Genomic DNA, 13,964 nt, shown 5'->3' on the forward strand with positions numbered 1-13,964 from the left:
GCGCTCCTCAGAAAACGAAATCGATGGCGGCGGCAGCCACCGTGACGGGACCATGGAAGCCTGGCTTGGCTTGCACGAACAGGCCCGGGCCATTCTTCGGCTTGATACGGTCGATCTGCACCTTCAGGGCGGCCGAACGGTGGAAGTCCCAGCGCACGCCGATGCTGTCCGTCGACTGCTCCAGCTGGTTGCGCATATAGGCCAGGGTATCGACGCCGGCCGACAGGGCGCGCAGGGTCGGCGTGCAGGCGGCCGGATAGCCGGCAGGACAGGCGGCAGGCACGGTGTTGTTCACGCGGCCATCGGCCTTCAGGCTGGCGTGGCTGTAGTACGGCAGAAAAGCGCCCATGCGATAGCCGCCCATAACGTACCACGAGGTGCTGTCGCTGACATAGCTGTCCGTCTTGCGCTTCGCATATTCCGACTGCACCAGCACGTTGTTCCAGTCCAGGCCCAGGCCCACGGACGTGAACGATGCCTTCTTGTCCTTCACTTCCAGCGCATCGGCCAGGGCGCCCAGCTGGGCGATCCTGTAGCCGCTGCCAGCCGCGCGCAGGCTGCCCATCAAGGTATTCAGGCTGGGCGAATCGTTGATCGTCAGCCTGGTCTCGGCCCGGCCGAAGCGCACGGTGACGGGGCCATGCTCGGCCACCACGTTGAGGGCGACGATGGACTTGCCTTCCACCTGCACGGTCGAATCGGGACCCGTGGCCAGGGTGGCCTTGGTGCGGCCCAGCGCCAGCTGCGTGGTGATGCTGGTATCGCCCGCGCTGAACTGGTAGGTGCCGTCGATGCCGTCGATGCTGTTGAGGGGAACCTGCGAATACATTTCGCCGGGCGGGCGCAGCATGGTGTTCGCATAGCCCACGTTGCGGTAATCGGAAATCATGAAGACGGGCAGGCCCATGCGGCCGACGCGCACACTGAAGCTGTCCGACACCTTGGCCTTGGCGAAGGCCCACGCCAGCTCCGCGCCGAAATCATCCTCGCCATCCTTGCGCGCCAGTCCCTGCACGGTGGCCGACAGCCACGGGTTGACGGTGACATTGGCCTGCAAGCCCAGGTTGGAATCGACACCCGTGCGCGCAGTGCGGCCGGCGCCGGCAGCCTGGTTCGGGCGCACAAACTGCGCGTTGTCGGTATCGGCCATGGTCAGGGCGGCACTGCCGTAACCGCTGATCTTGACGGCGGGGCCGATGGCCTCTTCGGCATAGGCATGGCTGATGGCCAGGGGCATGGCCAGCAGGAAAATCAGGACGTGTTTATTCATAGTAATTAAATACCCGTAGCGGTGAACATTAATCGTGGAGTGGACTCGAGGTCGATGGCTCACCGGCCGTGAAAGGCCGGGTCCGTTTTTTCGCGCCGCCATCGCCTTGGGCGTGTATGGCGGCGTGACCAGTGAGTAAAACCATGCTACAGAGAAAAGGTTTTACTTTGGAAAGTTTTCTGGAGGCAATGAGCGAATTCGCCCATTTTCAGGGAAAAAGCACGCGTTCTAGAGGGGTTTATCTAAATAGCACGCCGTGCAAAACCACACTTTCACTATACTTTTCATACACTTATGGATAATTCAAGACGGAAAGGACTCCGTGGAATGGAGCAGTCCTTCACGCATGAAAAAAGCGCCGCCCGCGCGAATATCGCGGGCGGCGCCGTTCCAGCCAGTCCAGCCGGAAACGCTTATTCGCGCTTCGACACCAGGGTCAGGATGTCGTAGCTGGCCACCAGTTCTTCATTCTGGTTGGTCACCTGCACGTCCCACGCCACCACGCCCTGCCCCACGCCAAACACGTCCTTGCGGTTGCGATCGACCTTGCGCTTGCACGTCAGGCGCGCGCGGATGGTGTCGCCGATGGCGACGGGCGCGACGAAGCGCAGGTTGTCCAGGCCGTAGTTGGCCAGCACGGGCCCCACGCCGGGCGAGACGAACAGGCCGGCGGCGGCCGACAGCACGAAGTAGCCGTGGGCGATGCGCTTGCCGAACTGCGATTCCTTGGCCGCGATTTCGTCGAAGTGCATGTAGAAGAAGTCGCCCGAGATGCCGCCGAAGGCGACGATGTCCGCTTCGCTGACGGTGCGGCGGTGCGTGAGCAGCGAGTCGCCCGTCTTCAAGTCCTCGAAGTGCTTGCGGAACGGGTGGATCGGGCTTTCGTTGACGTCCGCGCCGCGCACGTACTCGCCCGTGATGGCCGCCAGCATGGTCGGCGAGCCTTGCACGGCCGCCCGTTGCAGGTAATGGCGCACGGCGCGCACGCCGCCCAGCTCTTCGCCGCCGCCCGCGCGGCCAGGGCCGCCGTGCTTCAGCTGCGGCAAGGGCGAGCCATGGCCCGTCGAATCGACGGACGCCACGCGCTCGAGCACGTGCACGCGGCCATGCGTGGCCGCCACTTGCGGCACCACGCGCGCGGCGATCTTAGGATCGCGCGTCACCAGGGTGCTTACCAGGCTGCCCTTGCCGCGCGCGGCCAGGGCCAGCGCCTCATCGACCTCCTTGTAACCCATCATGGTGCTGACGGGACCGAACGCTTCCACGTCATGCACGGCGTCGTTGCCAAAGGCGTCGCGGCACAGCAGCAGGGTCGGCGAGAAGAAGCTGCCATCTTGAGCGCCATCGCCCAGCGGGTTGAAGCCGTCGGCCGCGCCAAACACCACCTCGTTACCCTGCGACAGGGTGGCGACGCGCTCGGCCACGTCGTTCTGCTGCTCTTTCGAGGCCAGCGCGCCCATGCGCACGCCGTCGATGGACGGGTCGCCCACCACCACCTTGGCCAGGCGTTCGCGCAAGCGCGTGCCGACGGCATCCATCAGGTGCTCGGGCACGATGATACGGCGGATGGCCGTGCACTTCTGGCCCGACTTGCCCGTCATCTCGCGCACGACTTCCTTGACGAACAGGTCGAATTCCACGTCGTCCGGCGTGACGTCCGGCGCCAGGATGGCGCAGTTGAGCGAATCGGCTTCGCCGTTGAACGGCACGGACTGGGCGATCAGGTTCGGATTGGTGCGCAGCTTGGCAGCCGTGGCGGCCGATCCCGTGAAGGTGACGAAATCCTGGCCATTCAAGCGGTCCAGCAAGTCGCCCGTGGAACCGATCACCAGCTGCAAACTGCCGGCCGGCAGCAAACCCGATTCGTGCATCATGCGCACGACGGCTTGCGTCAGGTAGCTCGTCGCCGTGGCCGGCTTGGCGATGCAGGGCATCGCCGCCAGGAAGCTGGGCGCGAATTTTTCCAGCAAACCCCAGATGGGGAAATTGAAGGCGTTGATGTGCACGGCCAGGCCGCCGCGCGGCACCAGGATGTGCGTGCCGGCGAAACCGCCCTTTTTGCCCAGCGCGATGGCCGGGCCTTCATGCAGCACGTTCGACGACGGCAGCTCGTTGCTGCCCATGCTGGCGTAGGCGAACAGGGTGCCCGTGCCGCCCTCGATGTCGACCCAGCTGTCTGCGCGCGTGGCGCCCGACAGGTGCGAGATCGCATACAGCTCTTCCTTGCGCTCGACCAGGTACAGGGCCAGCGCCTTCAGGCGCGCGGCGCGCTGCTGGAAGTCCAGCGCCATCAGGCCCGGTACGCCCGTCTTGCGCGCATACGTGACGGCTTCGTCGAAGTCGATCTTTTCCCCGTGCGTGTGATAGATGACACGGTTGTTCAAGGCGCTGTGCAGGGGCACGGCGGCGCTTTCGCCCAGCCAGCGGCCGGCGATCAGGCTTTGCAGCGTGGATATGTGAGCCATGTGGTTTCTCCGTAAAACAAAGGTGTTGGTGAGGTTGGTGGCGTCGGATTGCGCGGGGCACTGCCCCGCTGATCCGACCTAGGCCCATGCTGGCTTACTGCGCTGCTGCGTTCTTGTGCAGATGCAGCGGCAAGGCCGATTCGAAATTCAGGCGCTGGCGATTTGCCTCGACTTCCGTCAGGGCTTCCACTTCGCGCATCGTGTGCATGGAGCGCACGGCCAGTTCGTGGTACTGGCCCGTGCCCGAGCTTTTCCATTTGATTTCATCATCGGTGAGCATGCGCATCACCTTGGCCGGCGTGCCCACCACCATGCTGCGCGGCGCGACGATCATGCCCGCCTTGACGAAACTCATGGCCGCGACGATGGAATCCTCGCCGATGATGGCGTTGTCCATCACCACCGCATTCATGCCGACGAGCGCATTGCGGCCGATGCGGCAGCCGTGCAGCACAGCACCATGGCCGATATGGCCGTCGACTTCGACCACCGTGTCGCAGCCGGGAAAACCGTGCATGACGCAGGTGTCCTGCAGGTTCGCGCCCTCTTCCAGTATCAGGCGGCCGAAGTCGCCGCGGATCGAGGCCAGCGGGCCGATATAGCAGCGCGGGCCGACGATCACGTCGCCGATCAGCACGGCCGACGGGTGCACGTAGGCGCTGGGGTGGACGACGGGGGTGACGCCGTTGATTTCGTAGACTTTGACCATACTCACTCTCCAATACAAATGCCGCGAAATCTATTTCTAGACGCAGCGTAGAGCTGGGGTCAGACGGGGACGCCGGGTCCCGACGGGTCTGCCCCCAGATTTTCACATGCCGAGATAAGCGCTTTGCACCTGCTCGTTATGCAGCAACTCGGGACCGGGGCCGGACAGCGTGATGGCGCCCGTCTCGATCACATAGCCCACGTCGGCGATCGACAGCGCCGCATGCGCGTTCTGCTCGACGAGGAAGATGGTGATGCCCTGGTCGCGCAACTCGGCCACGATGCGGAAGATTTCCGCGATCAGCAAGGGCGCCAGGCCCATGCTCGGCTCATCGAGCAGCAGCAGTTGCGGGCGGCCCATCAGCGCGCGCGCCATCGCCAGCATCTGCTGCTGCCCGCCGGAGAGCGTCCCGGCCAGCAGCAGGCGCTTTTCCTTCAGGATCGGGAACAGGCCGTACATGCGCTCCATGTCGCCCGCCACGTCCTGCGCAGGACGCGTGAAGGCGCCCAGGAGCAGATTGTCTTCCACCGTCATGGGGCCGAACACTTGCCGCCCTTCCGGCACCTGGCAAATACCGCTGCGCACACGCTTGTCCGCGCTCATGCGGCTCACGTCCTGGCCCGCGAAGGCAATGCTGCCGGCGCTGATCGGCTGCACGCCCGAGATGGCACGCAGCAGGGTGGTCTTGCCGGCGCCATTGGCGCCCACCAGCGCCACCAATTGGCCCTGGCGCACCTGCAGGTCGATGCCGTGCAGGGCCTGGATGCGGCCGTAATGGCTGGTCAGTCCCTGGATGTCGAGCACCAGCGGCGATTGAGGTTTTTCCATCATCATGCAGCCACTCCCAGATACGCTGCCACCACGTCGGGGTTGGCGCGCACTTCGGCGGCAGTCCCTTCGGCCAGCTTCTTGCCATAGTCGAGCACCAGGATATGGTCCGACAGATTCATCACCAGTTTCATGTCATGCTCGACCAGCACCACCGTCACGCCCGACTGCGCCACCTTGCGGATCAAGGCTTCGATTTCGCCCGTTTCCGTGTGGTTCAGGCCTGCGGCCGGTTCATCGAGCAGCAGCACCTTCGGCTTGGCCGCCAGCGCGCGGGCGATTTCCAGGCGTTTCAAGGCGCCGTACGACATCTGCCCCGCTTCGTCATCGATATGCCGGCCCACGCCGACGAATTCCATCAGGCCCGCCGCCTCGTCGCGGCAAGCCGCATCGGCGCGGCGCACGGACGGCAAGCGCAGCATGGAAGCGAACAGGTTCTGGTTCAGGCGCAGGTGCGCGCCCACCATCACGTTGTCGATGGCCGTCATGTTCATGCACACCTGCAGGTTCTGGAAGGTGCGGCTCATGCCGCGCCGCGCCAGCGCATCGGGCGACATGGCGGCCACGTTTTCGCCATTGAGCAGGATCTCGCCTTTGGTGGGCATGTACACGCCCGTGATCAGGTTGAACAGGGTCGTCTTGCCGGCGCCGTTCGGGCCGATCACGGAATGGATATTACCTTCCTTGACGGTAAAGCTCACGTCCTGCACCGCGTGCACACCGCCAAAGCTCTTGCTCAGATTGTTAATCGTCAGCATGTCACACCTCCTGCGCGGATTTGACGGGCGCCTTGGGCGTGGCAGCCCGCTTGCGCGAACGGCTGGCCAGGCTGGGCACCAGGCCCTTGGGCATGAAGATCATGGTCGCCATGAGGATCACGCCAAACACCACCGTTTCCCAGCCTTCGAAACTGGACAGCAGTTGCGGCAGGATCGTCAGCAGGGCCGCACCGATGATGGAGCCGAAGATCGACGCCATGCCGCCCACCACCACCATCGTCACAAGTTCGATCGAGTGGAAGAAGCCGGCCAGGTTGGGCGTGATGAAGCCGATATAGTGGGCGCTGATGCTGCCCGCGATGCTGGCGATGACGGCCGACAGCACGAACACGCGCACCTTGAAGCGGGTCGTGTCGACGCCCACCACGCGGGCCGCCACTTCCGAGCCGTGGATGGCCTGCAGCGCGCGGCCGACGGGCGAATCGATCAGGTTCAGGGCCAGCCAGGTAACCAGCAACAACAGCACGGCACACACCAGGTACCACGATTTCTCGCCGGCGATTTCCAGGCCGGCCACCGTGAAGGCAGACACGCCGATGCCGTCCGGCCCGCCCGTCCATTGCGTCTCGTTGTTGATGACGATGGAAATGATGATGCCCAGGCCCAGGGTCGCCATGGCCAGGGTATGGCCCTTGAGTTTCAGCACGGGGCGCGCCAGCAGCAGCGCCAGCAGGCCGGTGGCGACGGCGCCCGCCGCCAGCGCGGCCAGCGGCGGCCAGCCGTAGTGGGTGGTCAGCACGGCCGACGCATACGCGCCCAGGCCATAGAAACCGGCATGACCGAGGCTGATCTGCCCCGTGTAGCCCATCAACAGGTTCAGGCCGATGACGACGATGGCGTTCAGGGCGATGCGGATCGCCACGTCATAGTAGAACGCGTTGCTGAGGAACAGGGGCAGGATGGCCAGCACCAGGGCCAGCACCAGCAAGCCGCCGTGGCGCGAGCGTGTGAAAAAGTTGGTCATACTCGCTCCGAATTTTTAGCGCCAAACAAGCCTTGCGGCAGGAAGAACAGGATCAGCAGGATCAGCACGAAAGGCACGGCGTCCTTGTAGGCCGACGAAATGTAACCGGCCGTCATGGCTTCGGCGATGCCCAGGATCAGGCCACCGGCAATGGCGCCCGCGCCGCCGCCCAGGCCACCGAGGACGGCGGCAACGAAGCCTTTCAGGCCCAGCATGATGCCCGCGTCATACGAGGTATACGTGATTGGCGCGACGAGGATGCCGCCCGCCGCACCCAAGAGCGCCGACAGGCCGAACGAGAACAGCAGCACCTTGCGCGTATTGATGCCCACCAGTTGCGCGGCCAGCTTGTTGTGCGAGGTGGCCAGCATGGCCTTGCCCATCAGAGTGCGGCCAAAGAACCATCCCAGCACCAGCACGATGACAACCGTCACGCCCAGCACCCACAGGCTTTGCGGCAGCAGGCTGGCGCCCAGGAATTCGATCGGCGCGTCGCCGGAAAAGGCCGGCAGCGCATGCGTATCCTTGCCCAGCCAGATTTGCACCAGGCCGCGCAGCACCAGCGAAGCGCCGATGGTGATGATCAAGAGGGTGATGACCTGCGCGTTTTGCGCCGGTTCGATCACGGTTTTTTCCATCAGTAGGCCAACGATACCCGTGGCGACGACGGCCAGGATGATGGCCAGCGGCAGCGGCACGCCGGCGGCCGACATCACGGCAGCCAGCATCCCGCCCAGCATGATGAACTCGCCCTGGGCGAAGTTGATCACGCCGCTGGTGTTGTAGATGATGGTAAAGCCCAGCGCCGCCAGCGCATAGGCGGAACCGACCGTCATCCCGGAATACAGAAATTGTAGAAATTGAGCGACTTCCATGGTGTCTCCATTATGTTCGGCTGCGCGCGGGCCGCCGTCGAGGGCAGCCCGCGCGGGTACTTCCGACTTACCTTCTCGAACTTATTTAGACAATTGCCATTCGCCGTTCTTCACTTCGACCATGCGGAAAGCCGACAGGTCCAGGCCCATGTGGTCCTTGGCCGACATGTTGAAGACACCGGTGGTGCCCACGAAACCCTTGGTCTGTTCCAGCGCCGTGCGCACTTTTTCGCGGTCCGTGCCGCCGGCGCGCTTGATGGCGTCGACCGACAGGTTCAGGGCGTCGAGCGCATAGCCGCCAAAGGTCGACGGGTCGATCTTGTAGCGCTCCTTGTACGTCTTGTCGTAGCCGACGACGACGGCTTTTTGCGCGTCGCTGTCGGGCAGCATGGCGCCGATCAGCAGGGCTGGCGTCGGCAGGCGCACGCCTTCAGCAGCCTTGCCCGACAGCTTCAGGTATTCGTCCGACGCCACGCCATGCGACTGGTACAGCGGCAGCGCGGACATGGCCAGCTGGCCGTAGTTCTTTGTCACCACGGCCGGGCCCTGGCCCAGGCCAAAGACAAAGACGGCTTGCACGCCGCTTGTATTCTTGATGCGGGTCAGCTGCGCCGTGATGTCCGTGTCTTTCGGGCCGTAGGTTTCATCGGCCACCAGGGTGATGCCGTATTTCGAGGCGACGATCTGCGATTCCTTGCGGCCCGAGGCGCCGAAACCGCTCGTTTCCGACAGCAGGCCCACCTTGCTGATGCCGCGCTTCTTCATGTCCTCGAACACCTTCTCGGCCGCCATGCGGTCCGTGTGCGGCGTCTTGAACACCCACTTCTTCACGGGATCGATGATGACCACGGCGCCGGCCAGCGAAATGAAGGGCATGCTGGCGCGGTCGACCAATGGCGCCATCGCCATCGTCGCGCCGGTGGTGGTGCCGCCGATCAGCACGTCGACCTTGTCCGACTCGATCAGGCGCTTGGTAAAACCGTTGGCCTTGGCGGCATCGCTGCCGTCATCGTAGTGCACCAGTTCCAGCTTGCGTCCCAGGACGCCGCCGGCCGCGTTGATCTTCTCGATATACAGCTGCAGGGTTTTCAGCTCCGGGTCGCCCAGGAAGGCGGCAGGACCCGTGACGGACAGCACGGAGCCGATCTTGATGTTATCGGCCGCATACGCGCCCGCAGCGGACATGGCCAGCACGCCGGCGATCAGGGTTTTCTTGAAGATATTGGCAATCATTGTGGTCTCCACCAGGTTGGCACTACGGTCTATGTATGGTTGGCGCTTTTTTACCAGCCTGCGCCTTTTTTACTTTTTTATACGCGTTCAATCACTACAGCAATACCCTGCCCCACGCCGATACACATGGTGCACAAAGCATAGCGCCCGCCCGTACGTTCGAGCTGGTTCAGGGCGGCCATCACCAGGCGCGCACCCGATGCGCCCAGCGGATGGCCGATGGCGATGGCGCCGCCATTCGGGTTCACGTGCGCGGCATCGTCCGCCAGGCCCAGGTCGCGCGTGACGGCCAGCGCCTGCGCGGCAAACGCCTCATTGAGTTCGATGACGTCCATCTGTTCGATGGTCAGACCCGTCTGCGCCAGCACCTTGCGCGAAGCGGGCGAAGGACCGAAACCCATGATGCGCGGCGCCAGGCCGGCCGTGGCCATGCCCAGCACTTTTGCGCGGGCCGTCAATTTGTACTTGTCGACGGCGGCGGCGGACGCCAGCAGAATGGCGCAGGCGCCGTCGTTCAGGCCCGAGGCATTGCCGGCCGTGACGGTGCCGTCCGCCTTGACCACGCCCTTGAGCTTTGCCAGCATTTCCAGCGAGGTGTCGGGACGCGGATGTTCGTCGGCGGTGACCATCTTCGGATCGCCCTTTTTTTGCGGCACGGCGACGGGCACGATTTCGCGCTCGAACACGCCGGCCGCGTGGGCGGCGGCCCAGCGCTGCTGGCTGCGCAGGGCGAGCGCATCCTGGTCGGCGCGGCTGATGCCAAATTCCACGGCCACGTTTTCCGCCGTTTCCGGCATGGTGTCGATGCCGTACTGCGCCTTCATCTTACCGTTCACGAAGCGCCAGCCCAGGGTCGTGTCCTCGATCTTTGCCGCGCGCGAGAACGCGCTGTCGGCCTTGCCCATCACGAAAGGCGCGCGCGTCATGCTTTCCACGCCGCCGGCGATGATCAGTTCCGCCTCGCCCGCCTTGATGGAACGGGCCGCCATGCCGACGGCATCGAGGCTGGAGCCGCACAGGCGGTTGATGGTATTGGCGGGCACGGCGGCCGGCAAGCCGGCCAGCAGCGCTGCCATGCGGCCCACGTTGCGGTTGTCTTCGCCCGCCTGGTTGGCGCAGCCGTAAAACACGTCGTCGATGGCGGACCAGTCGACGGACGGGTTGCGGGCGATCAGCGCGGCAATCGGCAGCGCACCCAGGTCGTCGGCGCGCACGCTCGACAGCGCGCCGCCATAGCGGCCAAAGGGAGTGCGCACGGCGTCACAAATAAAGGCTTCGTTCATGGTCTATCCTGCTTGATCGATGTAGGGAAAATTAGGAGAAAATCTTCGGGCGCTGGTCGACCACGCGGCGGGCCTTGCCCGTCAGCGTGCGTTCGATGCCGGCGGCGGCCACCAGGCGCACGCGCGTGCTCACGCCCACGTGCGTCTTGATGCGGTGTTCCAGCTCGCGCGCCAGGGCATCCGTTTCGCTGGCCGAGATGGAGGCAGTGAGCTCGACGCGCAGCTCGGCGATCACTTCCAGCTTGTCGAGGTGGCCGTCGCGCGTGACCACCAGCTGGTATTGCGGCGCCAGCTTCGGCATTTTCAGGATCAGCTCTTCGATCTGCGTGGGGAAGACGTTCACGCCGCGGATGATCAGCATGTCGTCCGAGCGGCCCGTGATCTTGCCGATGCGGCGCATCGAGCGCGATGTCGGCGGCAGCAGGCGGGTCAGGTCGCGCGTGCGGTAGCGGATGATGGGCAGCGCCTCTTTCGACAGCGAGGTAAATACCAGCTCGCCCTCTGCGCCGTCCGGCAGCACTTCGCCCGTTTCCGGATCGATGATCTCGGGGTAAAAATGGTCTTCCCAGATGACGGGACCGTCCTTGCTCTCGATGCATTCGGACGCCACGCCCGGGCCCATCACTTCGGACAGGCCGTAGATGTCGACGGCGTCGATGCCGGCGCGCGCTTCGATTTCCGAGCGCATGGCGTCCGTCCACGGCTCGGCGCCGAAGATGCCCACCTTCAGCGACGATTCAGCAGGATCGAGACCCTGGCGCGTGAATTCCTCGATGATGTTGAGCATGTACGACGGCGTAACCATGATGATCGATGGCTTGAAATCCTGGATCAGCTGCACCTGCTTTTCCGTCTGCCCGCCGGACATGGGGATGACCGTGCAACCGAGGCGCTCGGCGCCATAGTGCGCGCCCAGGCCGCCCGTGAACAGGCCGTAGCCGTAGGAGATATGCACCATGTCGCCCGCGCGGCCGCCGCCGGCGCGGATCGAGCGCGCCACCACGTTGGCCCAGGTATCGATGTCGTTCTGCGTATAGCCGACCACCGTGGCCTTGCCCGTCGTGCCGCTGGACGCGTGGATGCGCACCACCTGCTCGCGTGGCACGGCAAACAGGCCGAACGGGTAATTGTCGCGCAGGACTTTTTTATCGGTGAACGGGAATTTCGACAGGTCGGCCAGCGACTTCAGGTCGTCCGGATGCACGCCCGCCGCATCAAAGGCGGCGCGGTAATGGGGCACGTTGTCATAGGCGTGCTTGAGCGTCCATTTCATGCGTTCGAGCTGCAGCGCCTGCAGTTCATCCTTGCTGGCGCGTTCGATCGGCTCCAGGTCATTCGGGGAAGGCGTACGTTGGACCATTTCTGTCTCCTTTAGTAACGCCTGACCAAACCTGCTGCGCGTCGTGATTGGCGGCCTGCGATGCTCACTGTGCGACAGCACAGTTCTACTTCCCGGCCACAACTCACTTCCGCTCGCGACGGTTTTGTCGAGGCGTTTTTAATCTTAAAAAAATCTACAACCATTCCGGCAGTTCAAGCCTGCTCTTGTACCTTCAACCGCCAATGACTTCACCCGACACGCGGATCGACTTGCCGCGGAAGAGCGCGATGGCGCGTCCTTCCTGGTTGCTGACCTTGACGTCGTAGACGCCGCTCTTGCCCGCCAGCGCCTGTTCGACGGCGTGCGCCGTCAGCACGTCGCCTTCGCGGCCCGGCGCCAGGTAATCGATGGTGCAGCCAGCGCCCACGGTGTTCAGGTTGTAGCTGTTGCAGGCAAACGCGAAGGCGCTGTCGGCCAGGGCAAAGATAAAACCGCCATGGCAGGTCTGGTGGCCATTGAGCATGTCGGCGCGCACCGTCATGGTCATGCGCGCATGACCCGGTCCCACTTCGGCCAGGGCGATGCCCATGGCGGCGGTGGCGTTATCGCGCGACAGCATGGAGGCGGCGGCCGCTTCGGCCAGGGCTTGTGCAGTCATGTTGTGATCTTCATTCGGCATGAAACGAGGCTCCAGTAGCAAGTTTGCGGCGCAGCAGCGGCGAGACGCGGTAACGGTCCTCGCCATAGCCCTGCGCCAGGTGGTGCAGCACGGTCACGATGTGCTGGACGCCAACCGCATCGGCCCAGGCCAGCGGTCCGCGCGGATAGTTGACGCCCTTCTGCATGGCGATATCGGCGGCGGCCGCCGTGCATACGCCCTGGTTGACGGCGTCGGCCGCCTCGTTGGCCAGCATGGCCACCGTGCGCATGACGGCCAGGCCAGGCACGTCGTCCAGGCGCGTGACGATGAAACCGGCCGCCTGGAACAGGCCGACGACGGCCGCGTAGGCGGCGTCGCTGCACTGGTCGGCACGGGCCACGGCGATGCGCTGGGCATTGGCGTAATCGAGCGCCAGGTCGAACAGCACCGTATCCGGATGCTGGTTGTCGTGCGCGCGCTGGGTGGCGCTGCGCCCGTCGGTCAGGTAGATCGCGGCGCCGTTGCAATGCAGGGCCGGCGCCTCGTCATGCGCCTGGCCTTCCTGCGTCACGCGGCGGCTGACCGTGATGCCCGCTTGCTCCAGGCGCTGCACCAGGCTGCGGATGATGCCGCTGTGGCCACGGCCATCGCCGCCGATGGCCGCCGACAGGGCGACGAATTCCGGCTTGGGCTGCGCGCCTTCCGCCTGCGCCACGGGAGCGGGCGCGCCTTCGCCGTACTGGTAAAAGCCGCGGCCCGATTTGCGGCCCAGGAAACCGGCGTTGACCATTTCCTGCTGCAGCACGGACGGCGTGAAGCGCGGGTCGTTGAAATAGGCGCCGAACACGGATTGCGTGACGGAGAAATTGACGTCGTGGCCGATCAGGTCCATCAATTCGAATGGGCCCATGCGGAAACCGCCCGCTTCGCGCAGCACGGCATCGATGGTGGCGGGGTCGCCCGCCTGCTCGCTCAACAAACGCCAGCCTTCCGCGTAGAACGGACGGGCGACCCGGTTGACGATAAAGCCCGGCGTCGATTTCGCGTGCACGGGATTCTTGCCCCAGGCGACAGACGTGTCGTACACGGTGGCGGCGACTTGCTCGCTGGTGGCCAGGCCGCTGATCACTTCCACCAGCGCCATCAGGGGCACGGGATTAAAGAAGTGCATGCCGACCAGGCGTTCAGGGCGGCGCAGCTTGGCGGCGATGGCCGTGACGGAAATCGACGAGGTGTTCGTCGCCAGGATGCAGTCGTCACCGACCAGGGCTTCGAGTTCGGCGAACAGGCCGCGCTTGACGTCGAGGTTTTCCACGATGGCTTCCACCACCAGGGCAGCGTTGCTCACATCGGCCAGGCTGCCGGCCGCCTGCAGGCGCGCCGTGGCGGCCGCCGCTTCATCGGGCGTCATGCGGCCCTTTTCGGCCAGCTTCGAATACATTTTCGCGATGTCGGCCAGCGCCTTGCTGACGGCTTCCGCCCGCGTGTCGTACAGTTTCACGCGATAGCCGGCGGCTGCAGCCACCTGCGCGATGCCGGCGCCCATGGCGCCGCTGCCGATGACGGCGACGATACTGTTGTTGTCCAGAGCTGCCAT

12 protein-coding genes are annotated in these 13,964 nt (G+C 64.6%); all 12 read right to left on the minus strand.

Going from position 1 to position 13,964, the window contains the following annotated elements:
- Window positions 1-7 precede the first annotated feature (7 nt).
- The 12 genes from GCN75_RS12640 to paaH all read right to left on the minus strand — a co-directional run bounded on the left by GCN75_RS12640 (window position 8) and on the right by paaH (window position 13,964).
- Complete coding sequence (locus tag GCN75_RS12640; protein ID WP_152282834.1) at window positions 8-1,270, minus strand: hypothetical protein; 1,263 nt, start codon at window positions 1,268-1,270, stop codon at window positions 8-10.
- A gap of 413 nt (window positions 1,271-1,683) precedes the next feature.
- Window positions 1,684-3,735 carry a phenylacetic acid degradation bifunctional protein PaaZ gene (paaZ, locus tag GCN75_RS12645; protein WP_152282835.1) on the minus strand — a complete coding sequence of 684 codons (2,052 nt, stop codon included), beginning with the start codon at window positions 3,733-3,735 and terminating at the stop codon, window positions 1,684-1,686.
- A 94-nt stretch (window positions 3,736-3,829) separates the two neighbouring features.
- Complete coding sequence (paaY, locus tag GCN75_RS12650) at window positions 3,830-4,444, minus strand: phenylacetic acid degradation protein PaaY (RefSeq protein WP_152282836.1); 615 nt, start codon at window positions 4,442-4,444, stop codon at window positions 3,830-3,832.
- 102 nt (window positions 4,445-4,546) lie between these two features.
- Complete coding sequence (locus tag GCN75_RS12655; protein WP_152282837.1) at window positions 4,547-5,278, minus strand: ABC transporter ATP-binding protein; 732 nt, start codon at window positions 5,276-5,278, stop codon at window positions 4,547-4,549.
- Complete coding sequence (locus GCN75_RS12660; RefSeq protein WP_152282838.1) at window positions 5,275-6,030, minus strand: ABC transporter ATP-binding protein; 756 nt, start codon at window positions 6,028-6,030, stop codon at window positions 5,275-5,277. The genes GCN75_RS12655 and GCN75_RS12660 overlap by 4 nt, the downstream gene beginning before the upstream one ends.
- Window position 6,031: 1 nt before the next feature.
- On the minus strand, window positions 6,032-7,015 hold the full coding sequence (locus GCN75_RS12665) for a branched-chain amino acid ABC transporter permease (protein ID WP_152282839.1): 984 nt from the start codon (window positions 7,013-7,015) through the stop codon (window positions 6,032-6,034).
- Window positions 7,012-7,890 carry a branched-chain amino acid ABC transporter permease gene (locus GCN75_RS12670; RefSeq protein ID WP_152282840.1) on the minus strand — a complete coding sequence of 293 codons (879 nt, stop codon included), beginning with the start codon at window positions 7,888-7,890 and terminating at the stop codon, window positions 7,012-7,014. Before GCN75_RS12670 ends, GCN75_RS12665 begins: the two co-directional genes overlap by 4 nt.
- Before the next feature lie 81 nt (window positions 7,891-7,971).
- Entirely contained in the window at window positions 7,972-9,123 is a 1,152-nt protein-coding gene (locus tag GCN75_RS12675; RefSeq protein ID WP_152282841.1) for an ABC transporter substrate-binding protein, read from the minus strand.
- Window positions 9,124-9,200: 77 nt separating this feature from the next.
- Window positions 9,201-10,406, minus strand: coding sequence for a 3-oxoadipyl-CoA thiolase (pcaF, locus tag GCN75_RS12680; protein ID WP_152282842.1), 1,206 nt, complete (start codon window positions 10,404-10,406; stop codon window positions 9,201-9,203).
- 31 nt (window positions 10,407-10,437) lie between these two features.
- A complete protein-coding gene (gene paaK, locus GCN75_RS12685; RefSeq protein WP_152282843.1) occupies window positions 10,438-11,766 on the minus strand; it encodes a phenylacetate--CoA ligase PaaK in 1,329 nt (442 codons plus the stop codon).
- Between the two features lie 193 nt (window positions 11,767-11,959).
- Window positions 11,960-12,385, minus strand: coding sequence for a hydroxyphenylacetyl-CoA thioesterase PaaI (paaI, locus tag GCN75_RS12690; protein WP_405002807.1), 426 nt, complete (start codon window positions 12,383-12,385; stop codon window positions 11,960-11,962).
- A 10-nt stretch (window positions 12,386-12,395) separates the two neighbouring features.
- Entirely contained in the window at window positions 12,396-13,964 is a 1,569-nt protein-coding gene (paaH, locus tag GCN75_RS12695) for a 3-hydroxyacyl-CoA dehydrogenase PaaH (protein WP_152282845.1), read from the minus strand.

This window comes from Janthinobacterium violaceinigrum, from assembly GCF_009208555.1.
Taxonomy (GTDB): Bacteria; Pseudomonadota; Gammaproteobacteria; order Burkholderiales; family Burkholderiaceae_D; genus Janthinobacterium; species Janthinobacterium violaceinigrum.

Coding starts and splice junctions, on each gene's coding strand:
- paaH (WP_152282845.1), bottom strand. CDS start 13,964: ATGGCAGCTCTGGACAACAACAGTATCGTCGCCGTCATCGGCAGCGGC.
- GCN75_RS12670 (WP_152282840.1), bottom strand. CDS start 7,890: ATGGAAGTCGCTCAATTTCTACAATTTCTGTATTCCGGGATGACGGTC.
- paaI (WP_405002807.1), bottom strand. CDS start 12,385: ATGACTGCACAAGCCCTGGCCGAAGCGGCCGCCGCCTCCATGCTGTCG.
- GCN75_RS12665 (WP_152282839.1), bottom strand. CDS start 7,015: ATGACCAACTTTTTCACACGCTCGCGCCACGGCGGCTTGCTGGTGCTG.
- GCN75_RS12655 (WP_152282837.1), bottom strand. CDS start 5,278: ATGATGATGGAAAAACCTCAATCGCCGCTGGTGCTCGACATCCAGGGA.
- paaZ (WP_152282835.1), bottom strand. CDS start 3,735: ATGGCTCACATATCCACGCTGCAAAGCCTGATCGCCGGCCGCTGGCTG.
- GCN75_RS12640 (WP_152282834.1), bottom strand. CDS start 1,270: ATGAATAAACACGTCCTGATTTTCCTGCTGGCCATGCCCCTGGCCATC.
- GCN75_RS12660 (WP_152282838.1), bottom strand. CDS start 6,030: ATGCTGACGATTAACAATCTGAGCAAGAGCTTTGGCGGTGTGCACGCG.
- paaK (WP_152282843.1), bottom strand. CDS start 11,766: ATGGTCCAACGTACGCCTTCCCCGAATGACCTGGAGCCGATCGAACGC.
- paaY (WP_152282836.1), bottom strand. CDS start 4,444: ATGGTCAAAGTCTACGAAATCAACGGCGTCACCCCCGTCGTCCACCCC.
- GCN75_RS12675 (WP_152282841.1), bottom strand. CDS start 9,123: ATGATTGCCAATATCTTCAAGAAAACCCTGATCGCCGGCGTGCTGGCC.
- pcaF (WP_152282842.1), bottom strand. CDS start 10,406: ATGAACGAAGCCTTTATTTGTGACGCCGTGCGCACTCCCTTTGGCCGC.